The organism is Mesorhizobium sp. M1A.T.Ca.IN.004.03.1.1 (assembly GCF_003997555.1).
Classification (GTDB): domain Bacteria; phylum Pseudomonadota; class Alphaproteobacteria; order Rhizobiales; family Rhizobiaceae; genus Mesorhizobium.
This window is the reverse complement of the sequence record NZ_RZTV01000013.1, coordinates 80,128-99,928: the sequence shown is the minus strand read 5'-3', so window position 1 is coordinate 99,928 and position 19,801 is coordinate 80,128. Positions and strand designations below refer to the sequence as shown.

Sequence of the window (19,801 nt, the reverse complement as noted above, 5' to 3'; positions counted from 1 at the left end):
GACAGGTTTAAAAGCCAAAGCATCTCGACGTTTCGCGCCGATCAGTTCTTCCTGACCGACGATGTGACGGACTGGATCACCTCTGTCGCCATCTTGAACTGTGCCTGCCGGTCGGTGATGCCGTGCCGCTTCGCAATCCAGTCGAAGTCGCTATAGGCGGCGTAAACCGTGCCATCTCCGATTTGATAAACCAGCACGCGCACCGGCCAGTCCAGGCCCGCCTCGGGATTTGAGGTGATGAACGTCGTGCCGAGCGCCGGATTGCCGAACATAACGAGCCGCGACGGCCGGACGTCGTTGCCAGCCTTGTTGCCGAGCTTTGCCTGGTCGATGACGCCAAAAAACATGATGCCTTTCTTGAGAACGTCCTTCTTGATGCGGGCGACGGTCTCGGCGACCGAGTAGTCGCTCTTCACCGTGACGACGCCGTCCGAGGCGGCGGCAGGAATGATGACCGTCATCAGCATGGCGGCGCCTGCAAGCAGAGTTTTGAGTTGGTTGGTCATGTCGGTCTCCTTGGTTGGATAACTAAGTTTGGATTTCAGGTCTCAGGCCTTGGGCGTTCGCAAAACGCGCGCGATCGCGATCGCGCCGGCGAGAACCGCGGCCAGCACGACCACACATGCGGTCCAGCCGACACGGTCGTAGATCTGTCCGATGAGGAAGCTGCCGGCGAGCCCGCCGCCGTAGTAGGACGCGAGATAAATGCCGCTTGCGGCAGCGCGATCGCGCGACGCAGTCCGGCTGACATGTCCCGTGGCTATGGCCTGAGCCAGGAAGGTGCCGACGGCAACCAGGGTCATTCCGGCAAGAACGATCGGAAGACTGGGTAAAAGCAGCAGAAGCAAGCCGACGATCGCCAGCGCAAGCGTTGCCCCAATCCCTCCCCTTGGGCCAAGGCCCGCTGCGACTCGGCCGGCAAGCGGGGTGGTCAGCATCGATGGCAGGAAGACGAAATAGACGGCGCCCAAGGCCATCGGCGTGAGCGAAAGCGGCACCGCAACGAGCTGGAAATTCACGTAGGTGAACGTGCCGATAAAGACGAACAGGATTAGGAAGCCGATCGCAAAACAGGCCCGCAGTTCGACGTTCCGCAACGGCGCTTTCCAGGCGGCGCGGACAGGCTGGCCGTCCAGGTCTGCGCGCATCATTGCCGAGGTCTTCTGCAGCGTGAAGCAGACAAGAGCCGCGCCAAACAGATTGAGGGCGGCGAAGGTCAGGAAGTTGGTGGAGATGCCGAACATGTCGGCGACGGCCGCCGACATCAGCCGGCCGAAAAAGTTGCTGGCAACATTGCCGGTCACATAGGCCGCAAGCGCGCTCGTGGTCTGCCGGGCGGAAAAATGCTCCGCCAGGTAGGCCATGGTGAGCGTGAACGCGGTCGACATGCAAAGGCCTTGCGCTACGCGCAGCAGGGCGAAGACCACAATATTGTCCGTCTGCGAAAGCAGCGTCGTCGGGATCGCCAGGATGGCCAGGCTGATCCAGATGCCGTTGCGTCGATCGATGCCGCGCCCGAAGAGAGCGATGGCGACACCGGCCACCGCCATGCCGAAGGTGCTGGCGTTGACGGCGAAGCCCATGGTTGCGCGGCTGACCCCGAATTTTGTCACCAGTGAAGGTAGGATGGCCTGGGTGGCGAACAGGTCGACGAGCGTCAGGAACGCGATCAAGGCGATCAGTCCGAAGCGCCAGCTGTCCGCGGCCACCCTGCGGAGCCCCATCAATTCGGTATGTTCACTGGTCGTCATCACAGGCTCCTGGCTATGCGTCCTCAGGCGATCGCCCGAGGACGCGCTGTTGGTTGCTGCTGCTGGGATTCGCTGGCCGCGACGAGCGGCTCACATCATGTGATCGTTGTGCATCGCCGGCGGCAGAACGTCGGCTGAGTAGAGCACCGCCGGGACTTTCCCGTTGTTCTTCCACCAATGGGCGAGTTGACCGAACTCGGCCGTCACGTCGCCGGCGGGATGTTCGATGCCGACCTTGCAAGTGCTGGCGTATTCGGTGATGGAGCCTTCGACGACGATAATGTTGGCGGGACGAGCCGTGTGCTCATGCCACGGCACCACGCCGCCCGGCTGAACGACAAGCTTGCGCAGACGCAGCATGTTGCCCTTCCAGGCTTCGCCCTTCGGGCTGAGGTCGATCGCCGAAAGAACCGTGTCTGTCACGCCGACGGGCTTGCTGGGATGTTCCTGGATGTCGGTCGTGGCGGCCTGGCCGGCAGGGCAGTCGCCGGCGAAAACCGGGGCCACCGAAAACGCGGCGGTCGCGGTGAGAAGTCCGAGTGTCAGCGCCAGCTTCAGCGGCACCCGCAATGCAATAGTCTTGGAAGCCATATCTATTTCTCCTTTGTCGGTGCCCAATCGCGGAAGCGGGGCATAGGAGGAGAGTGACGGCAGCCTGGGCGAAAGAGAAATGCTGACTGGCTCTTAATTCGATACCTGAAAACTATGGTGGACGACCGCGCCAACGCAACTATTCCGCTACGACATTTATCGCGGCGTTAGAGTTCATTTCGAATTGCTATGCAGCCGTCTTTCTGGCCAACAGATCGATGCCGCTTTCCGGCCAGCTGTGAGCCTTGACGCTGTTCACGAAGGTCGATGTCGCCGGCGAGAAGCGGCGCCCCGCCACCACAACGAGCGACACTTCGCGCCAAACTTCAGGATCGACGACTGGCCTGATCTGTAGTCCCGGGATGACGGCGCTGAATTCCGGGATGAAGCAGATTCCCAGCCCACCCGAGACCATGTTTTGAATCCAGTCTTCGCGTTCGCTGGCATAGGAGATCCTGAGCTTCACGCCACGTTCGTTGCAAAGACCGGCGAGGTAATCGCGATACTCGCAATTCAGGCGTCTGAGATAGTTCTCACCGTCGAGTTCCGAGATGGCAACATTGTCGTTGCGGGCCAGCCGATGGCCGTTGGGAAAGGCAAGCACGAACCGTTCGCGATAAAGCGGGGTGACGTCGAAGCGCTCCGGAAAACTGTTGCTGGACGCCATGATGGCGACATCGATCTCACCGGCTTCCAAGAGTTGCGAAAGGGAAGCCGGAACGCCCTCCACCAGCTGCAGCTGGATGCCCTGCTGGCGCCTGTTGAAATCCGTCAACAGACCGGTAAATCGGCGCGGACCGATTGTGCACATCACCCCGACCTTGAGATTTGCGTTTTCCAGGCAGAGGAATTTCGACGCTTCCTGGCGCAGGCCGCTCACCTCATCGAGAATCTGTTGGAACCGCGGGCGCAACAAGGCACCGAGATCCGTGAGGTGCGTCAGGTTTCGCTCGCGGCGAAACAACAGGCCGCCGACCTCATCCTCGAGCTGCTGGATGGCGCGCGACAGCGCCGGCTGTGTAACATTGCACTTCTCGCCCGCGCGCGTGAAATTCCGGGTCTCGCAAACGGCCAGGAAGTAGCGGATGTGGTGGATGTCCATGCCTATAGTCCCTCAGCTGCATAGATGCATTTGCATGCTCGAAGACTGCCGCAATGGATCGGATCATGCCAATGCGCGGGGGCTATAAAGTCGATAGCGTTTCGTCATACGACGTTGGCGGGCCAAGGCCCGCCATCCAATTGTCCAGTCGCAGCTGACGCTGAGGGCTATCAGCTGTGATGACCCAGGGCAAAAAGCCGGGCGCAGAACTGAGCATGCGGCTTGCTCATGGCGGCGTCATTGCATTCCTTCATCATTGAGGCCTGCATCGCCTTCGGTGTGGCTTTCCATGCGATCTCGAAATCGGCACTCGACTTCATCGTCTTCATGCCGGAATCAGTGAAGAAGGGCTGCATGTTCGATGGCTCGTCTAGGACGCCGGCGAAGGCCACCCCGCCAATAACCGAAAGGGCGAAAGCGCCAAAGCAGATAGCTTTGATATTCATGGTGAGAACCTTCTCTGGAGTTGTGCAATCGCACTTTTGACGACTGCGCTGGTGACTGGCGGCTTTTGGAACTCTATTGTTCCATCTTGCCGAGGTGGACTTTGCTTCATCCGGCGCTCAACTCGCCAATGCCGTCTGCGAATGAAGTTTATGCCGGCTCCGTATTCCAAGGGCGCTTTGCGAGCACCGCTAATTGGCTCCGCCCAAAGCAAGCATGTTGGCGCAGAATTGGGCGTGGGACTTGCTCGTTGCCGGGTCGTTACACGCCTTGGTCATCTTGACCCGGTCATGCTTCGGCATGGCGAACCAGGCCTTCTTGAACCCAGCCATCGGTTTCATCGTCTTCATCGTGGCGTCCGTATAGAACGTCGGCAATTCGGCGAGGTCGCTGAACGGGTCGGCTGAAGCTGGGCTCGCACCAAGACCAATTGTAAGCGCAGCCACGCAGGCCAATTGTCTTTTCATCATCCGTCTCCTGTTCCAGGCCGCCGTTCTGGCAGCGGCTCCAGCCAAGCGATGCCCATCGCCCCGGATCGGGATGAAGAGTGCGGTGCGTGAAGACCGGCAGCCAATGCAATCTGCCTATGGACTTCATGCCACCTTGGCATTTCGGCTGAACAAGAAGATGCGGCAGTCTCTCCCCAGTCGTCTTGGTGACGATCTTGGGATGGAGACCAAACCATGCTTGCTCAGTCCGCAATGCAAAGAGACCAACCCACCATCTCAGTGGCGGATCTTGGTGTAGAAGACCGGACGATCGAAATCGTGCTGGCAAACGACGCACATGGTGCTTTTGTCTGGGGCGTGCTCGATCGCCTGCTGGACGAGGCCAACTCCAGCGTGAGCGGCCTTACCGCGTCGGGCTTTACAGCAATGCAGGCGGCGGTCTTCGTCTATGGCTTAAGCGTCGGCGGCAGGCGCGGCGCACGCACGGCACTTGCCAACTTCTGGCGGCGCGTCAGCCATGCCTCGATGTTCGCCATCGACAGAACGAGCCTGCTGCGATCGATGCTGGAACAGTCGATCGAGCTCGAGCAGATCAATAACGAAGACTGCCCGGTGAAACTGGGCGTCCTGGCCGTCAATGCCCGCACCGATGCTGTGAAGATATTTTCCGGTGAGCAGCTGTCGATTGACGCGATCGTGGCAGCAGCGACAGTCCCGTTCCTCTCCCAGCCGATCGAGATCGACGGCGATACTTATTGGGGGGACGGGGACATCTCGCAATTGCCGTCTGCTCGATCACCGAAAACGAGCCACCGCCTGATCATCGCGGGCAGGCCTTCGCTGTTCACGACGCTATGTCCGGATCGCAGCTTTTCCTCCACCCATTGCGCGACCAAATGCGCGCCGGTTCACACCATCTTCGACAGTCAATACCGAGCAGGGGCTGCACTCTTCGTCAGACCCTGGATCGACTGGGGCGAACTGACAGACATGCGTGACAGAGGTCGACAATGTGCCGAAGGCTGGCTTGCGACTGATCTTTTCAGCACCGACGATCGCCCGGCCACCGGTTGTCGAACCCAACACATCTAGGCGTCTCCCTCCCGCCTAGCCGCGCCTGCATCGCATACTCTCGAACGCAGGTGCCAAGCCCTCCGGTGCCCCGCCGGAGGGCTTTTTCGCGCGGAGATCCTGAACATAGTGGCCGCGTATCAATTCCATGCCGAGACAGCATTTCAGCTCGGCGCCACGATCGGAGAGACTGATCTGCAGACGGGCCTAAGGCCGGTCTTTCCCTCGAAACGCCAACCAGGAGACAAGCCTGTGATCAACACCAAGACCCTTATCGGATCGGCCCTCGCGGCTGCCACCACGCTCGCCGCGACGGCGGCATACAGCGGCCCGGCCGCCAAGCCCGGCTTCGCCTTCGAGAAATGCTACGGCGTGGTCAAGGCCGGCCAGAACGACTGCCAGACCGCGACACATTCCTGCGCCGGCACCGCGACCGCCGACAACCAGCCGGATTCCTGGCTCTACGTGCCCGCCGGCAGCTGCGCCAAGATCGCGGGCGGCAGCGACAAGCCGAAAGCCTAGCAACTTCCACCTCGAGCCAACCAGACCAGAATGGAGGAGACCGATGTCCAGCATGTTTTCACCTCTTGCAATCCCCGCTTCGGCGGGCATTGGTCTTCGCTCGCCTCACATCGCCGAGATGCTGACGCGGCGCCCGTCAGCTGGCTGGCTCGAGGTCCACGCCGAGAACTACATGGGTGACGGCGCTGGCGTCGAAGCGCTGGAAAGGCTGCGCCAGATCTACCCGCTGTCCGTGCACGGCGTCGGCTTGTCGCTGGGCAGCGCGCAAGGTCTGGACCGCGATCATCTGGAGCGACTGCGCAAGGTCTGCGACCGCTTCGAGCCCGATCTGGTTTCCGAGCATCTCGCCTGGAGTGTCGCCGACGGCGCCTATCTCAACGATCTCTTGCCGCTGCGCTACGACGAAGAAGCGCTGGCGATCGTCGCGCGCAACGTCGAGACCGTCCAGGAAACTTTGAATCGGCAGGTGCTGATCGAGAATCTGTCTGCTTACGTCGCCTTTGCGGACTCCTCAATGAGCGAGGCCGAGTTTCTGGCCGAGCTCGTGGTTCGGACCGGCTGCGGTCTGCTGCTCGACGTCAACAACGTCCAGGTCTCGGCACACAATCTGCAATATGACGCCAAGGCCTTCATCGATGCGCTGCCGGCAGAGGCGATCGGCGAAATCCACCTTGCCGGCCATGCGACCAACCACGTCGGCGCCGACACCGTGCTCATCGACGACCATGGCTCGCGCGTGCCTCCCGTCGTCTGGGCGCTCTATCAGCATGCCATAGACCGGCTTGGCCCGCGGCCAACCTTGATCGAGTGGGACTCCGACGTTCCCATCCTCGACGTGCTGCTGGGCGAAGCGATGTGGGCCGACATGCTGACCGCGTCGATCATGTTCAACCGCAAGCAAGCTGCGCGACGCGAGCAAACGACCAAAACGCCAGCGACGCCGATCCACCTTTCTGTCCAGAGCGAAACGACGACCAGCATGCCCGTCCTGGCGGCGTTCGCCGCTGCCAAATGCGCCAGGCCGTGCATGTCCGTGGCGCTTGTCTCAATCGAGGAGGAATACCATGCTGCCGCTTGAACACTTGCAGACCACCATGGCGCGGTCGGTGCTGGCCATGGAGCCGGTCGCCGCCGCAAATATGCTGACCGCCGGCAAGGCAGATCCGCTGGCGCGCCTGCGGATTTACCAGAACAACACGCGCAGTTCCCTCACCGCAGCGCTGATGGCGGTGTTTCCCGTGACCGTCCGCCTCGTCGACGAACGCTTCTTCCGCTTTGCGGCAAGCGAATTCATTCGGCGGCATCCGCCAGTCGAGTCGCGGCTGGCACGTTATGGCGCCGGCTTTCCACGCTTCCTGAAAACGATCGACACGTTGTCCGACATGCCGATCGTCGCCGAAGCGGCGCGTCTCGAATGGGTCATAGCGGAGGCACTCGACACGGCGTCGCTGCCGCCTCGCAGCCTCGCAGAATATGACAGCACCGATCTTGGGCTGTCACCGGATATCCAGCTCCAGCCCTCGCTGCGGTTGATCGTCTCGCACTGGTCGATCCTGTCGGTATGGATGGCGCATCAACAGGAGACGGCGGTCGACGAAAACATCAGTTGGGCAAGGCGCCCCGAACGCGTGGCGTTGTGGCGATCGGGGAATTACGTGCGGCTTTTTCTGCTCGACCGCGCGAGCTTCGCGTTCTGGCATTCGCTGAAGCACGGCTTCGGCCTCGAGCATGCCACTGGCCGCGCCTTGGCGCTCGACCCGGCCTTCGACCTGGTTTCGGCCCTCGTGCGTCTGTTCCGCGACAGGCTCGTCACCGACGTGCGGGTCGCCTCGAATTTCCCCTCAAACTGACGGAGACGGTCATGACCGCAATATCGGAGCAATCCTCGTCCAACCCGGCCGGCCTTGTCGGCCTCTACAGGCGCATCATCAAGCTGCCCGAACACATTCCTTTTTCGCTGGTCCAACTCGCAGCTCGCGTGGCGGTGGCACATGTCTTCTGGCAATCGGCCCAGAGCAAGCTGGCGTCCTGGCCGGTGACGCTGCAGTTGTTCGCCAACGAATACAATCTGCCGTTCATCGACCCTTCGATCGCGGCGCCGCTTGCGACGACCGCGGAGCTAACGGGCTCGGTGCTGGTCTTCTTCGGGCTGTTCTCGCGCCTCGCCGCGCTGATGCTGCTCGGCATCGTCTCCGTCATTCAGATCTTCGTTTATCCGGAAAACTGGGCGGAGCACCTGCTGTGGGCCTCGTTGCTGCTTCTCATTCTGACGCGCGGCGCCGGCGTCTTCTCGCTCGACCAGGTCGCCGAGCGAACCCTTTCGGCACCCAAGAAATAGGCATTCCGGCCAAGTTGGAAACGCACGGTGCGCATCTTCATCGTTCACGCTCACCCTGAGCCCAACAGCTTCAACGGCGCCCTGACCCGCGCGGCCGAGCAGGCGCTGGCTGCGGCTGGGCACGAGGTCGTTATCTCCGACCTTTATGCGATGGGCTTCAATCCGGTGTCGGATCGCCGCAACTTCACGACCGTGCACGAGGCGAACTACTATCGCCAGCAAACCGAGGAGGCGAATGCTGCCGTCAACGATGGGTTTGCTCCCGACATCCAGACGGAGATGGACAAGCTCTTCTGGTGCGACGCCTTGATCCTTCAGTTTCCGCTCTGGTGGATTGGGTTGCCAGCAATCCTTAAAGGCTGGGTTGATCGCGTGTTCGCGTCGGGTGGTCGCATCTATGGCGGCGGCAAGTGGTATGACCGCGGCGTCTTCGCCGGAAAACGCGCGATGTGTTCCGTGACAATCGGCGGGCCGCCGCCGATCTATTCGGACCAGGGACTGAACGGCCCGATCGGATCAATCCTGTTTCCCATCAACCACGGTATGCTCTACTTCGTCGGCTTCACCGTGATCGAGCCTTTCCTTGTGCACGCACCTGCGCGCATCAGCGACGGTGAACGCCGGGTTTTCCTCGTGCGTTACCGTGAACGGCTCCTCGGTCTGGCGCATGCCCCAACCATCGCTTATCCAAAGCTCGCGGACGTCGACGATACTCATGTTTTGAAATCTGCATGAAGGAAGCCTCGTCCGGCTCACTAGAGGCTACACGTCGACCGCGGTTCGTGAGCGAGCGCGGTTGTTCTGATACATTGGCGATTTAGGTCCTGCTCTCGCTGAGAGTTTTTCAGGCGGCGGTCACGTTGCTGTGAGCCCCGTAACGGTTAGTCGCCGCGGGGCGAACAACGAACTGTCACCGTCGTCGACCTCGGATCCTTTCCGACAGTTCCGACTTCTCGCATACCGCACAGACAAGAAAGTTCGCCAGGATGCGTTTCCGTCAGCTTTTTTCAAGAATTCCACTCTCCCCCTCTGGTGCTGCCGCTGGATGGGCGCCGTTGCCGATAAGGTTGATCGTGGGCTTTGGCTTCCTGGCATGGCTATGCCAAACTCAGCAGGGGCCCTGAAAGTTTTGCCGGCGTTCTTCAGGATTCCTATGCCGCATTTGCTGGCATGGCTGACGACGCTGGTTGAGCTTAGCGGCGGTAGCGCCGTGCTGGCGGGTGCATTTATTCCACTCGTCAGCGTGCCGATGGCGGTCGTGCTGCTTACCGCATTGTTCACCGTCCATTCCCAGTATGGATTCTTCTCGGTGAAGTTTGCCGAGGTGACGACAGCTGGGGTCCGATTCGGGCCTGTCGGCTACGAAATCATCCTGCTTTACCTTGCCGGCCTGGCAACGCTTGCAGTCGGCGGTCCCGGTCGTTTGTCATTTGAGGCGGTCTTGCGTCGGCCCATGGGAACAGAGCGCGCAAAATGACCGTCCAGGCCCACCACGATGTTACGGCAGTTGAAATCGATGCCATTGAAGACAGTATCTTCGTCCACAACCAGCAGGCAGTAGGACGCGCTGACGCCCAAGGGCTTGGCTTTGTGATACGAGACGAGGCGGGGCGCATCGTCGGCGTAGCTGCCGGCTATTCCTGGGCAGGGACTTCCGAACTCAAACAGATGTGGGTCGATGAAGCATATCGCGGACGCCTTCCGGCGGATTGCCTCGGCGATGAACACCCGCGACAGCGCATGATAGAGCGGCTCGTTCGAAATCAACCGCGCCGTGCCGTAACCCAGCATCGCAGCGCACATCAGCGCGATGACATTGTCATGGTTGCCGGTCATTTCGAGGATGATGACGAAGGCCGTCATCGGCGCCTGCACGACGCCGGCGAAATAGCCGGCCATGCCAAGCAGCGCCGCGGTTCCCGTGGCCGTGCCGAAGACCAGTCCGAGCGTGCTACCCAGCCCTGCGCCCACCGCCAGCGACGGCGCGAAGAGGCCGCCCGGAATGCCCGACACCATCGACAGCAGGCCCGCGGCGAATTTCTCGACGAAGAAGAAGGCCGGCAACGGCGTGCCTTCGATCGCGCCGCGCGCCTGCACATAGCCGGTGCCGAAGGTCAGCCCTCCCGATGCGACGCCGATCGCGGCCACGGCCAGTCCGCAGACGCCCGCTACGAGCAGCGTGCGCGGCAGCGGCTGCAGCGCGTTCCAGCGCCGGATGCGGCGCATGACCTTCAGCGCCAAGAGCGAGAAGAGTGCGCCGACACCGCCGCCGAGGATGCCGCAGGCGAGCACCAGCGGCCAATCGCTGGCGAAGGCCACCGTGTCCCTGGCGACGCCGAAATAGGTGTAGTTGCCGAGCAGCCCCAGCGAGGCGAGGCCGGCCAGGATCACTGCCGTCAGCACAAGACCGTTGGTGCGTGACTCGTAGGCTCGGCCCATCTCCTCGATGGCGAAGACGATGCCGGCGAGCGGAGTATTGAAGGCGGCGGCGATGCCGGCGGCCGAGCCGGCCAGGATCAGCCCACGCGCCTGCGCCATGCCGCCCCAGCGCGCCGCCTGCAGCATCAGCGAGGCGCCGACCTGCACCGTCGGGCCCTCGCGGCCGATCGAAGCGCCGCAGAACAGGCCGATGACGGTAAGCGCGATCTTGCCCACCACCAGCCGCAGCGAAAGGATATGGCTGCGATCCTCGTCGTCGCGGAGGTGGCGCGCGGCGATCGCCTGAGGGATGCCGCTGCCTTGCGAGCCCGGAAAAAAGGACTGAGCGAGCCAGGCGCAGAGCACGAAGCCTAGCGGCGTCATCACAAGCGGCAGGTAGAAGTGCCAGCCGCCGCTGTTCCCGATGACAGCGTGAAACAATGCCTGGGCCTTGTCCGCCAGAATTGCGAAGAGCACGCTGATCAGGCCGATCGAAATGGCGCCTGCCCAGAACACAATGCGAGGCTGCCAGACTCGCCGCGACACCCATATCGCCTGCGAGCGGCGCAACATCGGATGTTTTCGCTTGGCTGCCTGTCAGCTCCCTGATGATCGACTCCGGCCTAGCATTAGCCGCCGGGCCAATCACCTGCGAGGCTAGGTCACGTTTCTGTGAAGCCGTAACAGTCAGCCGCTGGGGCGCGAACTATGGATTGTTGTGGCGGGACGTTTCCCAGTGACGGATCCGGTTTGTCGCCCATGGCAAGTGTTTGGGGTCGAGCTTGAGGAGAAAGCCGATGCTGGAACGCATTAAGGAGACGCAATCCAACCAGGAGAAACTTGAGGCGCTGCTTGGAAAGATGGTCGGCGATCTGGGCGCCATCACCACAGGAGCCGCGGTTCTGCTGGGCGATAGGCTCGGCTTGTTCGCGGCCATGAGCGAGGGCGGCAAGATGACCGCCGGACAGCTTGCCAAAAAGACCGGCACGCAGGAACGACTTGTGCGCGAATGGCTATCGGCCCAGGCAGCCGCCGGTTATATCGAATATGACGAGGCCGCCGACAAATTCTACCTCAGCCCTGAGCAGGAACAGGTCTTCGTCAATGAGGACAGCCCCGCCTTCATGGCCGGAGCCTTCGAGGTCGTGCAGGCGCTGTGGCTCGACGAGGAGAAGGTGCGGCAGGCCTTCCGCTCCGGCAAGGGGCTGGGCTGGCACGATCACAGCGCCTGCCTGTTTCGCGGCACCGAACGCTTCTTCCGGCCGGGCTACAACGCCAACCTGATCGGTTCCTGGCTGCCGGCGCTCGACGGTATGGTCGAGAAGCTGGAGCGGGGCATAGACGTCGCCGATGTCGGATGCGGCCATGGCGCCTCGACCGTGCTGATGGCCAAAGCGTTTCCAAACTCTCGCTTCGTTGGCTTCGATTATCATGCACCGTCCATCGAACGGGCGCGCGCCGCGGCCAAGGAGGCAGGCGTCGCCGGCAACACGCGCTTCGACGTGGCGTCGGCCAAGGATTTTCCCGGCACATACGATCTCGTCGCCTTCTTCGACTGCCTGCACGACATGGGCGATCCGGAAGGCGCGGCCATACATGTGCACAAGGCGCTGCAGCCGGACGGCACCTGGATGATCGTCGAGCCTTTCGCGCACGACCAGCTTTCGGCGAACCTCAACCCGGTAGGCCGCATCTACTACGCCGCCTCTACCTTCATCTGCACGCCCGCATCGCTCTCCCAGGAAGTCGGACTGGGTCTCGGCGCCCAGGCCGGCGAGGCGAGGCTGCGCAAGGTCGTGACCGGCGGCGGCTTCAAGCGCTTCCGCCGCGCCACGGAGACGCCGTTCAACATGGTTCTCGAGGCACGTCCGTAAGGTTCTTCAGGCAATAGTTTTTGATTGGAGGAAGACATGACTGCTTACAACGTCGTTCGATTCCGCACCAAGCCCGGCAAGGAACAGGCGTTCATCGACGCGCACAACAAGGCAAAGCTCGACGTCGGGGGTTTCCGGAAGGGCGCGCTTATCAGGACTGGCGACCGAACCTTCTGCATCGTCGGCGAATGGAACGACATGGATAGCCTTGCGGCGGCCCGGCCGCAGATGATTGGCCTTCTCGATACGATGCGCGACATGCTTGAGGATCTCGGCGGCGACCTCGGCGTGACCGATCCTGTCTCGGGAACGGTTGTGGCCAACATCGGGACCTGAAGTGGCCCAGCTGCAGGTGTGGACCGCTCGACCACTAACGTGAAGGCCAGTCCATCAAAATCAGAGATCGACGCATGAACAGCTGGAGTGCAGTCTGCCGTAGACGTATGATCTGATCCTCGATTTTTCGGGAGGATGAGCCATGAATGCAGTGCCTCAATGGCGGCTCGCAGGCGACTGGTTCGACATCTGCAGCTGCGACATCCCTTGCCCCTGCGAGTTCGCACAGCGGCCGACCGGCAATCATTGCCAAGGTGTGCTCGCCTGGCATGTGCGCGAGGGTCAGTATGGCGACGTCAAGCTCGACGGCCTGACACTGGTGGCGCTCGGCGAATTTGAAGGGAACCTTTGGGCTGGCGAGGCAAAGGCCGTGATGGGCATGTATCTCGACGAGAAGGCGAACGAGCGACAGCGCGAAGCCCTGCAGACGATCTTCGGTGGCCAGGCCGGCGGCTGGCCGGCGGGCTTTGCCGCCAATGTCGGCGAGATGCGTGGCATGGAGTTCGTGCCGATCACTTTTGAGGTGGCGGGTGATCTGGCCACTTGGCGGGTCGATATTCCTGGCCTCGTCGTCGGACATGCGGAAGCGCTTTCCGGACCGACCACGCCGCCCGGCAAGCGGGTGCAGACGATCAACCCGCCGGGTTCCGAGGTTGGCCCGGGCCAGGTTGCCACCTGGGGGCGTTCCGTCGAGGTGAGCACCAAAGGCTTTGGCCTCGACTGGACAGGCACCGCCCGTTCGAGCAAGCACATTCCGTTCGACTGGAGCGGCCCGGACTAGGGCATGACGATGGCTGACGCGTTCCTGAGAAAATCGCGGCGGTTCACCCGGAATCTGCGGGGCATCCCGCTCGGTCTACTCGCATCGCTCGTGGGGCTGACAGCAGCGGCGTGGGCGCTTACCCTTTACCAGACGTTCAGCATGGATATGCCCATGGGCATATCCATGCGCGGCGGTGTGGAGGGTATGGAAGGCATGGCCGGCATGGCGATGGCCGGAATTGCAGCCGACGGCTGGTCAGTGGCGGGCGCTGCCGCTTTTCTCGCCGTGTGGACGGTGATGATGGCGGCGATGATGTTGCCAGCTGCGGCGCCGATGATCTTTATGTTCGCGGCCGCGCAGGCGAGGCGCGAACAGCACGTGGCCATCCCAACGTGGACCTTCGTAGCGGGCTATCTGCTCATCTGGGCGGCGGCGGGCCTTGTCGTGTATGTCCTGGTCCAGCTCGGTAGCGACCTTGCAACGAGCCTCGATCCACCCCAGCGTTCGAAGTGGGCACCGCTCGCGCTCGGCGCCACGCTTGGCGTCGCCGGGCTCTACCAATTCACGGCCCTCAAGCACATCTGCCTCAGCCATTGCCGCTCGCCGCTCGCTTTCGTTGCGCAGCATTGGCGCGACGGGCGTGTTGGCGCGCTCATGATGGGGCTGCGCCACGGCCTCTATTGCTTTGGCTGCTGCTGGGCGCTGTTTGCCGTGCTGGTTGCGACCGGCGTCATGAGCATCGCTTGGATGCTGCTTCTGACTCTGGCCGTCTTCGTCGAGAAGCTGCTGCCTCGCGGCCGCCGCGTCGAAGGTGGTTTTGGCGTTGCGCTAGTGGCCCTCGGCATCGTTGTAGCGCTCGGGGCGATCGATATGCCTTGGATGGGCGGCTAGCGGCCTTCCCTGGCAAACCGCGACCAGCAACTGCTTGGCGTGCGCCACCGTCCATCGCACGGTAAACGAGCAGGAGCACAAGCATCCCTGCTGTGCCGGCAGACGATTTCGAGGGCATCCATTCGCATCGCGCTGGTTTTTTAGTAGGCTGTCGCGAGGCAAGGTTGAGGATCGGGCGTGACGGCAGTCGACGATCGTCTTCTCGAGAGCAAGATGACCAAGGTGGAGCAGGCGCGCGCCTGGAGCCCGCGCGTCATCTCGAAATTCGAGACGCTGATCAGGAGCGCCGACGACCACTAACTCTTTCGCGTTAATCCGCTGGCCTTTGCTCGCGACCGCGCAATCGCCGAGCCTGAAGCAATCGACCTCTTCCTTCACGCCGCCCGCTGTGGGCTGTTCGACATGAGCTGGGATGTGCTCTGTCCCCAGTCCGGGATGGTGCTCGACAGTTTCGGCGCCCTGCGCACGCTGAAGACCCACTATGTCTGTGGCCTGTGCGACGTGTCGGGCGACACCGACCTCGACGATTTCATCGAGGTCACCTTCTCGATATCGCCGAAGCTGCGGCGCCTGCCGCACCATGATCCCGAGACGCTGCCTGTCGAGGATTTTCACTGGAAGCTGCACTTCGGACATGACGGGCGATTATCCGCTGCGCACCAAAGAACATTGTCCTCAAGCCAAACAACCGCAATTGTCACGAATGGCCTCTTGATGTCTCACTGGGAGATGCTGCTTGGACGGCGGCTCGGTTCAACACCGCATGCGCCTCGTGTATTAAGAGTGCATCCCGCTCCCATTGGCCCTCCGGCCCGCCTGTGAATTTCTCGCCGTGAATATAGCTATTGCGGACCCGGCATACGCCGTTAACAATTAACTCTGCGACATTTGCTAAGGGTGCGGGACTTTGAGGCGACCAATGCAAATCGGCTAACAGCTGGCGCGGGGGATGGCCTATTAGGGTCTTGGCAATGCCGTCAGCTACGACTTGATCGAAAAACTTCTTCCCCAGAGCGTGAGCGAAGCTGCCCCAATCTGCCTGCGCATCCTTCCTGTTGTTTCGAATGTAACCAGACCGCTTGAGGGCATATTCCATTCTTCGGAAATCTGCGACGAACGCTTCAGCTAGCTTGTGAGGATTGCTCATTTGTGCCCCGGCTTCAGGGACAAGTCGTAGCGAGGGAACTTGTCCAACGCCGCCTTCTTCGCGACAATCGTGACGTCGCCATAATTGTCACCGGCCGTCTTACCTGCATGTCCCTGGATCGCGTCGAGGACGCGATCTGAAATTTCTAGTTCTCGCCCTGTCGTTTTGAAACGATGGCGCCAGCCATGGTTCGGACTGACCCCTGCAGGAATGATGTCGAGGGACTGAAGCCATTGACTTACGCGCCCAGCCACCGTCCGTGCGGCTGTCACGGAGATTTCGGGCCCTGCATAGAATAGCGGTCCTTCGGGCGCGCCCTGGACAAACGTCATAAACCCTAACTCCACGATCTGGGAGTGCACTGGCACGTCCCGATAGCCGCCCGCCTTCACCGTTCCAGCATCTGGCGTGATGCGCATGATGTGCGCGTCGCCTTCCTTCCTGAAATCCTGCTTCCTCAGTTGGGTTATCTCGGTGATACGGGCTCCGGTGAACGCGCACAGGACAGGCGCCCAGCGCTTCGCCGCAGTTGTCTGAGCTGCCTCGGTCGTGCGTGGATTGTCAGTCTTGCGAGGTGTGTAGTCACGAGCCTTCCGCAGGATTGCGACGGCCTCACCCAACGTGAAACCCTTTTCGCGGGACAATGACTTCTTTGGCACAACCTGCCGGACCTTTTCGGCGACGTTCACCTCCAACCAGTCGTTTTCAACAGCCCAGGCAAGAACCGAGCGCACCGCAGCCAGGTAGACGTCAGCGATAGTCTTGGCAGACAATGTCTCGAGGCGGCGGTCGCGCCATTCGAGCAGCTTCTGTTTCGTAATGCGTCTGGCATCATCGTGGCCAAGGAAGCTTCTGAGATCGGCGAAAACGGGCTTCCAACGCCTCTCAATCTCATTGGCCTTTCCGACCAATTTTCGTGCAGCCACGTAATCGGCGAACAGTGCCTTTAGCGAGACAGGAGACAAAGGCTCCGGCTCCTGCTGCGCGTTGGATAGCAACGGGTGCGACGGCGCTCCGTCGAAATCGCCTTCGTCGCGCTCAGCAACACGAGCCAGAAATTCATACTCAGAGATACACAGAGCCAAGGCCAAGGTGCGCCACTCAATTGAGCCAATTTCGGCGGTGGTGTTCCCGAGTTGTCGATATCGCTCGATCCGATTGCCGACCAAAGCCGCGAGTTCCGAGTCGGCCAAACGTCCGGCGATACCGTCGCGGAGCTTCTCAGCCCGATCATAGTCAACATACCCGAAAGACGCGTATCGATGATCGGTGTTACGCAACTCCTCGTCAAAAGCCAGCTGGGCTTGATAGTTGCGTAAGGCAATCTGGTTTGGGGCGAGCGGATAGCGCCCGGCCGTCACTGGCCGAGCCCCCGCCTCCGCTGCTCGACGCTCCGCGAGTGCAATCTCATGCTGGAGGACCGCAATAGCGCCTGGAAGAGCTTTCAGAGCGGCTCGATAGTCTGGCCCAAGCGCCTTCCTTCGTTCGGTCTTGCCATCCATGAAGGGCCTGAGGTCTTTCGGGATGACGAGCCGAGCAAAGTAGCGACCGTCTCGATTGAGGAGATTTCGAACTCGTCCGGCCACGCCCCTGAACCCATTTTGTTACAAGATTTGTAACATCAGAATGGACAGAGAGCCTTGAAAGTCAAGGGTTTCAGCGATTTCAAAGGGATAGACTGGTGCTGCGAGAGAGGATTGAACTCTCGACCTCTCCCTTACCAAGGGAGTGCTCTACCACTGAGCTACCGCAGCCTGCGATGGCGGCGCTTCTGCCATAACGAACCGGCAAGCGCAAGGCCAAGAAAACCTTAAAACGACGCTTGTCGTCGTCCGAAATCGCTGGGCAGTTTTGCCGCGGCAGGTGTCGAGTGCCGCGGCTGTGGAAGCCGCTTGCGAGCAGGCTTCGATGACATGGCGGCGCCACAATGTTAACTATGCCTGAACCACAGCCGGCTATCCGCCGGCGAGGACCGGCGATGAACGACAAGGCAAATCCGCCGAAAAAACGCGACGGCGAGCGCAAGGACCGGCTGGCCGAGGCGCTGCGTGCCAACCTGCAGAAGCGCAAGGCGCAGGCTCGTTCGCGGCGGGATGGCAATCCTGATGATCGGCCGGAAGGATTGCCGACTGCTGGAAAAATGCACAAGGACTAACCGAAATCAGCCACACTGGCCGATCACACTCGGTCCACAGATGGGGAAATCCTATTTCTTGAACCGCACCGGCCGATAGTCTAGAGCCGGATATACTCAACCGATTGAAACCGGCCCGTCCGGGCCGAGGGGACGTTCTTTCATGGATCGCATCAGAATTGTCGGCGGCAATAAGCTTGCCGGAAGCATTCCGATTTCGGGCGCCAAGAACGCGGCGCTGCCGCTGATGATCGCCTCGCTGCTCACCGACGACACGCTGACGCTCGAAAACGTGCCGCATCTGGCCGATGTCGAGCAACTGATCCGCATCCTCGGCAATCACGGCGTCGACTATTCCGTCAACGGCCGGCGCGAGAAGCAGCAGGAGGGCTATTCGCGCACCATCAATTTCTCCGCCCGCAACATCGTGGACACCACCGCGCCCTACGAGCTGGTGTCCAAGATGCGCGCCTCCTTCTGGGTTATCGGCCCGCTGCTTGCCCGCATGGGTGAGGCCAAGGTGTCGCTGCCGGGCGGCTGCGCCATCGGCACGCGCCCGGTCGACCTCTTCCTCGAAGGCCTGCAGGCGCTGGACGCCGAGCTCGACGTCGACAACGGCTATGTCGTCGCCAAAACCAAGAACGGTCGTCTCCACGGCAACCGCTACGTGTTCCCGAAAGTGTCGGTCGGCGCCACCCATGTGCTGATGATGGCGGCCTCGCTCGCCAAGGGCGAGACGGTACTCGAAAACGCTGCCCGCGAGCCGGAGATCGTCAATCTCGCCGAATGCCTGATCGCCATGGGCGCCAAGATCCACGGCGCCGGCACCTCCACCATCACCATCGAGGGCGTCGAGGCGCTGTCGGGGGCGCGCGTGCGCGTCATTCCCGATCGCATCGAGACCGGAACCTATGCCATGGCGGTGGCGATGACCGGCGGCGACGTGGTGCTGGAAGGCGCGCGCCCCGACCTGTTGCAGAGCGCGCTCGACGTCATTGCCGAGACCGGCGCCGAGATCACGCCGACCAATGCCGGCATCCGCGTCAAGCGCAACGGCGCCGGCATCGCACCGGTGGATGTGACGACCGCGCCCTTCCCCGCCTTCCCGACCGACCTGCAGGCGCAGTTCATGGGCCTGATGACGATGGCGAAGGGCAAGTCGCGCATCACCGAGACGATCTTCGAGAACCGCTTCATGCATGTGCAGGAGCTTGCCCGCCTCGGCGCCCACATCACGCTGTCCGGCCAGACGGCGATCGTCGACGGCGTCGCCAAGCTGAAGGGCGCGCCGGTCATGGCGACCGACCTGCGCGCCTCGGTGTCGCTGGTCATCGCAGGGCTTGCCGCCGAAGGCGAAACCACCGTCAACCGGGTCTACCACCTCGACCGCGGTTTCGAGCGCCTGGAGGAGAAGCTTTCCGGCTGCGGCGCGGTGATCGAGCGGATTTCGGGCTGACAAAGCGCCTCGGTTGCGCAGAGCGGAAAGACCGCATAACAGAAGATTGACTAATCAACCTTCAGGTGCGCATTCCGCATGGCCCTCAAGCTCATCGCGCTCGACGACCAGGATCTGAGCATCATCTCGGCCCACGTCCAGGACGCCGTGATGAAGGTCTCCGACCTCGAATACCTGCCGGCGGCCAAACGTTTCGTGCTGACCATGAACCGCTTCGTCTGGGAGGCGAGGTCCGGCTTCTTCCGCCAGCACAATGAACGGCGGCAGAGCGTGCTGCATTTCGACCGCGTGCTCGGCGCCAAGACCAGCGGCATCGCCCGCGACAAGCCGGCGGAGATACTGTCGCTCTTGGCGGTCAGCTTCGTCGCATTCAGCAAGCCGGCCGGCATCATCGAGCTGGTTTTTTCCGGAGGCGGCACGATCATGCTCGACGTCGAGTGCATCGAGGCGCGGCTCGCCGATGTCGGCGGCTCCTGGGAAGCCACCTCGCGCCCGGTTCACAGGACCTGAGCAC

General features: G+C 61.7%; 21 protein-coding genes, 1 tRNA gene and 2 pseudogenes. 15 read left to right on the top strand and 9 right to left on the bottom strand.

Features of this window, described 5'->3' with window-relative positions; genetic code table 11:
• Window positions 1-41: 41 nt before the first annotated feature.
• From EOD29_RS27490 to EOD29_RS27465, 6 genes are all read right to left on the bottom strand, one after another.
• Window positions 42-467 carry a DUF302 domain-containing protein gene (locus EOD29_RS27490; RefSeq protein ID WP_245475452.1) on the bottom strand — a complete coding sequence of 142 codons (426 nt, stop codon included), beginning with the start codon at window positions 465-467 and terminating at the stop codon, window positions 42-44.
• Between the two features lie 81 nt (window positions 468-548).
• Window positions 549-1,751: an MFS transporter gene (locus tag EOD29_RS27485; protein ID WP_127248508.1), complete on the bottom strand. Its 1,203-nt coding sequence runs from the start codon at window positions 1,749-1,751 to the stop codon at window positions 549-551.
• Window positions 1,752-1,841: 90 nt separating this feature from the next.
• Window positions 1,842-2,342, bottom strand: a complete 501-nt coding sequence (locus EOD29_RS27480; protein ID WP_127248507.1) for a cupin — start codon at window positions 2,340-2,342, stop codon at window positions 1,842-1,844.
• A gap of 187 nt (window positions 2,343-2,529) precedes the next feature.
• On the bottom strand, window positions 2,530-3,444 hold the full coding sequence (locus EOD29_RS27475) for a LysR family transcriptional regulator (protein ID WP_127248506.1): 915 nt from the start codon (window positions 3,442-3,444) through the stop codon (window positions 2,530-2,532).
• Between the two features lie 170 nt (window positions 3,445-3,614).
• Window positions 3,615-3,800: a hypothetical protein gene (locus tag EOD29_RS27470; RefSeq protein WP_348630456.1), complete on the bottom strand. Its 186-nt coding sequence runs from the start codon at window positions 3,798-3,800 to the stop codon at window positions 3,615-3,617.
• A gap of 279 nt (window positions 3,801-4,079) precedes the next feature.
• On the bottom strand, window positions 4,080-4,355 hold the full coding sequence (locus EOD29_RS27465; protein ID WP_128203229.1) for a hypothetical protein: 276 nt from the start codon (window positions 4,353-4,355) through the stop codon (window positions 4,080-4,082).
• A gap of 216 nt (window positions 4,356-4,571) precedes the next feature.
• On the opposite strand from EOD29_RS27465, the gene EOD29_RS27460 reads away from it, so the two are divergent.
• The 7 genes from EOD29_RS27460 to EOD29_RS27430 all read left to right on the top strand — a co-directional run bounded on the left by EOD29_RS27460 (window position 4,572) and on the right by EOD29_RS27430 (window position 9,745).
• A complete protein-coding gene (locus EOD29_RS27460) occupies window positions 4,572-5,429 on the top strand; it encodes a hypothetical protein (protein WP_127248503.1) in 858 nt (285 codons plus the stop codon).
• A gap of 231 nt (window positions 5,430-5,660) precedes the next feature.
• On the top strand, window positions 5,661-5,930 hold the full coding sequence (locus EOD29_RS27455) for a DUF2282 domain-containing protein (protein WP_095819763.1): 270 nt from the start codon (window positions 5,661-5,663) through the stop codon (window positions 5,928-5,930).
• 43 nt (window positions 5,931-5,973) lie between these two features.
• Entirely contained in the window at window positions 5,974-7,008 is a 1,035-nt protein-coding gene (locus EOD29_RS27450; protein WP_127248502.1) for a DUF692 domain-containing protein, read from the top strand.
• On the top strand, window positions 6,995-7,780 hold the full coding sequence (locus tag EOD29_RS27445) for a DNA-binding domain-containing protein (protein WP_127248501.1): 786 nt from the start codon (window positions 6,995-6,997) through the stop codon (window positions 7,778-7,780). The genes EOD29_RS27450 and EOD29_RS27445 overlap by 14 nt, the downstream gene beginning before the upstream one ends.
• 11 nt (window positions 7,781-7,791) lie before the next feature.
• Window positions 7,792-8,268, top strand: a complete 477-nt coding sequence (locus tag EOD29_RS27440; protein WP_127248500.1) for a DoxX family protein — start codon at window positions 7,792-7,794, stop codon at window positions 8,266-8,268.
• Window positions 8,269-8,295: 27 nt separating this feature from the next.
• Window positions 8,296-9,003 (top strand): NAD(P)H-dependent oxidoreductase, encoded by a 708-nt coding sequence (locus tag EOD29_RS27435; protein WP_127248499.1) that lies wholly within the window; start codon window positions 8,296-8,298, stop codon window positions 9,001-9,003.
• A gap of 130 nt (window positions 9,004-9,133) precedes the next feature.
• Entirely contained in the window at window positions 9,134-9,745 is a 612-nt protein-coding gene (locus EOD29_RS27430) for a DoxX family protein (RefSeq protein WP_206520507.1), read from the top strand.
• Between the two features lie 221 nt (window positions 9,746-9,966).
• Here the strand turns inward: EOD29_RS27430 and EOD29_RS27425 are convergent.
• Window positions 9,967-11,259, bottom strand: a pseudogene (locus EOD29_RS27425) (chloride channel protein); the annotation flags it as partial.
• A gap of 224 nt (window positions 11,260-11,483) precedes the next feature.
• On the opposite strand from EOD29_RS27425, the gene EOD29_RS27420 reads away from it, so the two are divergent.
• From EOD29_RS27420 to EOD29_RS27400, 5 genes and pseudogenes are all read left to right on the top strand, one after another.
• Window positions 11,484-12,560 (top strand): class I SAM-dependent methyltransferase, encoded by a 1,077-nt coding sequence (locus EOD29_RS27420; protein ID WP_127248498.1) that lies wholly within the window; start codon window positions 11,484-11,486, stop codon window positions 12,558-12,560.
• 36 nt (window positions 12,561-12,596) lie between these two features.
• Window positions 12,597-12,896, top strand: a complete 300-nt coding sequence (locus tag EOD29_RS27415) for an antibiotic biosynthesis monooxygenase (RefSeq protein ID WP_127248497.1) — start codon at window positions 12,597-12,599, stop codon at window positions 12,894-12,896.
• A 142-nt stretch (window positions 12,897-13,038) separates the two neighbouring features.
• Entirely contained in the window at window positions 13,039-13,677 is a 639-nt protein-coding gene (locus tag EOD29_RS27410) for a DUF1326 domain-containing protein (RefSeq protein WP_127248496.1), read from the top strand.
• A gap of 3 nt (window positions 13,678-13,680) precedes the next feature.
• Window positions 13,681-14,550 (top strand): DUF2182 domain-containing protein, encoded by an 870-nt coding sequence (locus EOD29_RS27405; protein WP_127248495.1) that lies wholly within the window; start codon window positions 13,681-13,683, stop codon window positions 14,548-14,550.
• Window positions 14,551-14,727: 177 nt separating this feature from the next.
• A pseudogene (locus EOD29_RS27400) lies at window positions 14,728-15,198 on the top strand (DUF5939 domain-containing protein); the annotation flags it as partial.
• A 495-nt stretch (window positions 15,199-15,693) separates the two neighbouring features.
• Here EOD29_RS27400 and EOD29_RS37315 read toward each other — a convergent pair.
• On the bottom strand, window positions 15,694-17,199 hold the full coding sequence (locus EOD29_RS37315; protein WP_245475449.1) for a site-specific integrase: 1,506 nt from the start codon (window positions 17,197-17,199) through the stop codon (window positions 15,694-15,696).
• A 177-nt stretch (window positions 17,200-17,376) separates the two neighbouring features.
• Window positions 17,377-17,451: transfer RNA gene (locus EOD29_RS27385), tRNA-Thr, on the bottom strand.
• Between the two features lie 224 nt (window positions 17,452-17,675).
• On the opposite strand from EOD29_RS27385, the gene EOD29_RS36090 reads away from it, so the two are divergent.
• The 3 genes from EOD29_RS36090 to EOD29_RS27375 all read left to right on the top strand — a co-directional run bounded on the left by EOD29_RS36090 (window position 17,676) and on the right by EOD29_RS27375 (window position 19,797).
• Complete coding sequence (locus tag EOD29_RS36090; RefSeq protein ID WP_095782987.1) at window positions 17,676-17,852, top strand: hypothetical protein; 177 nt, start codon at window positions 17,676-17,678, stop codon at window positions 17,850-17,852.
• Window positions 17,853-17,994: 142 nt separating this feature from the next.
• Window positions 17,995-19,287 (top strand): UDP-N-acetylglucosamine 1-carboxyvinyltransferase, encoded by a 1,293-nt coding sequence (murA, locus tag EOD29_RS27380; RefSeq protein ID WP_066993783.1) that lies wholly within the window; start codon window positions 17,995-17,997, stop codon window positions 19,285-19,287.
• A 78-nt stretch (window positions 19,288-19,365) separates the two neighbouring features.
• On the top strand, window positions 19,366-19,797 hold the full coding sequence (locus EOD29_RS27375) for a DUF2948 family protein (protein ID WP_067328564.1): 432 nt from the start codon (window positions 19,366-19,368) through the stop codon (window positions 19,795-19,797).
• Window positions 19,798-19,801: the final 4 nt, after the last annotated feature.

What these genes read in the sequence shown, in the direction of transcription:
- EOD29_RS27490 (WP_245475452.1), bottom strand. Translation starts at nt 467, where the DNA reads ATGCTGATGACGGTCATCATTCCTGCCGCCGCCTCGGACGGCGTCGTC.
- EOD29_RS27485 (WP_127248508.1), bottom strand. Translation starts at nt 1,751, where the DNA reads ATGACGACCAGTGAACATACCGAATTGATGGGGCTCCGCAGGGTGGCC.
- EOD29_RS27480 (WP_127248507.1), bottom strand. Translation starts at nt 2,342, where the DNA reads ATGGCTTCCAAGACTATTGCATTGCGGGTGCCGCTGAAGCTGGCGCTG.
- EOD29_RS27475 (WP_127248506.1), bottom strand. Translation starts at nt 3,444, where the DNA reads ATGGACATCCACCACATCCGCTACTTCCTGGCCGTTTGCGAGACCCGG.
- EOD29_RS27470 (WP_348630456.1), bottom strand. Translation starts at nt 3,800, where the DNA reads ATGCAGCCCTTCTTCACTGATTCCGGCATGAAGACGATGAAGTCGAGT.
- EOD29_RS27465 (WP_128203229.1), bottom strand. Translation starts at nt 4,355, where the DNA reads ATGAAAAGACAATTGGCCTGCGTGGCTGCGCTTACAATTGGTCTTGGT.
- EOD29_RS27460 (WP_127248503.1), top strand. Translation starts at nt 4,572, where the DNA reads ATGCTTGCTCAGTCCGCAATGCAAAGAGACCAACCCACCATCTCAGTG.
- EOD29_RS27450 (WP_127248502.1), top strand. Translation starts at nt 5,974, where the DNA reads ATGTCCAGCATGTTTTCACCTCTTGCAATCCCCGCTTCGGCGGGCATT.
- EOD29_RS27445 (WP_127248501.1), top strand. Translation starts at nt 6,995, where the DNA reads ATGCTGCCGCTTGAACACTTGCAGACCACCATGGCGCGGTCGGTGCTG.
- EOD29_RS27440 (WP_127248500.1), top strand. Translation starts at nt 7,792, where the DNA reads ATGACCGCAATATCGGAGCAATCCTCGTCCAACCCGGCCGGCCTTGTC.
- EOD29_RS27420 (WP_127248498.1), top strand. Translation starts at nt 11,484, where the DNA reads ATGCTGGAACGCATTAAGGAGACGCAATCCAACCAGGAGAAACTTGAG.
- EOD29_RS27415 (WP_127248497.1), top strand. Translation starts at nt 12,597, where the DNA reads ATGACTGCTTACAACGTCGTTCGATTCCGCACCAAGCCCGGCAAGGAA.
- EOD29_RS27410 (WP_127248496.1), top strand. Translation starts at nt 13,039, where the DNA reads ATGAATGCAGTGCCTCAATGGCGGCTCGCAGGCGACTGGTTCGACATC.
- EOD29_RS27405 (WP_127248495.1), top strand. Translation starts at nt 13,681, where the DNA reads ATGACGATGGCTGACGCGTTCCTGAGAAAATCGCGGCGGTTCACCCGG.
- EOD29_RS37315 (WP_245475449.1), bottom strand. Translation starts at nt 17,199, where the DNA reads ATGGATGGCAAGACCGAACGAAGGAAGGCGCTTGGGCCAGACTATCGA.
- EOD29_RS36090 (WP_095782987.1), top strand. Translation starts at nt 17,676, where the DNA reads ATGAACGACAAGGCAAATCCGCCGAAAAAACGCGACGGCGAGCGCAAG.
- murA (WP_066993783.1), top strand. Translation starts at nt 17,995, where the DNA reads ATGGATCGCATCAGAATTGTCGGCGGCAATAAGCTTGCCGGAAGCATT.
- EOD29_RS27375 (WP_067328564.1), top strand. Translation starts at nt 19,366, where the DNA reads ATGGCCCTCAAGCTCATCGCGCTCGACGACCAGGATCTGAGCATCATC.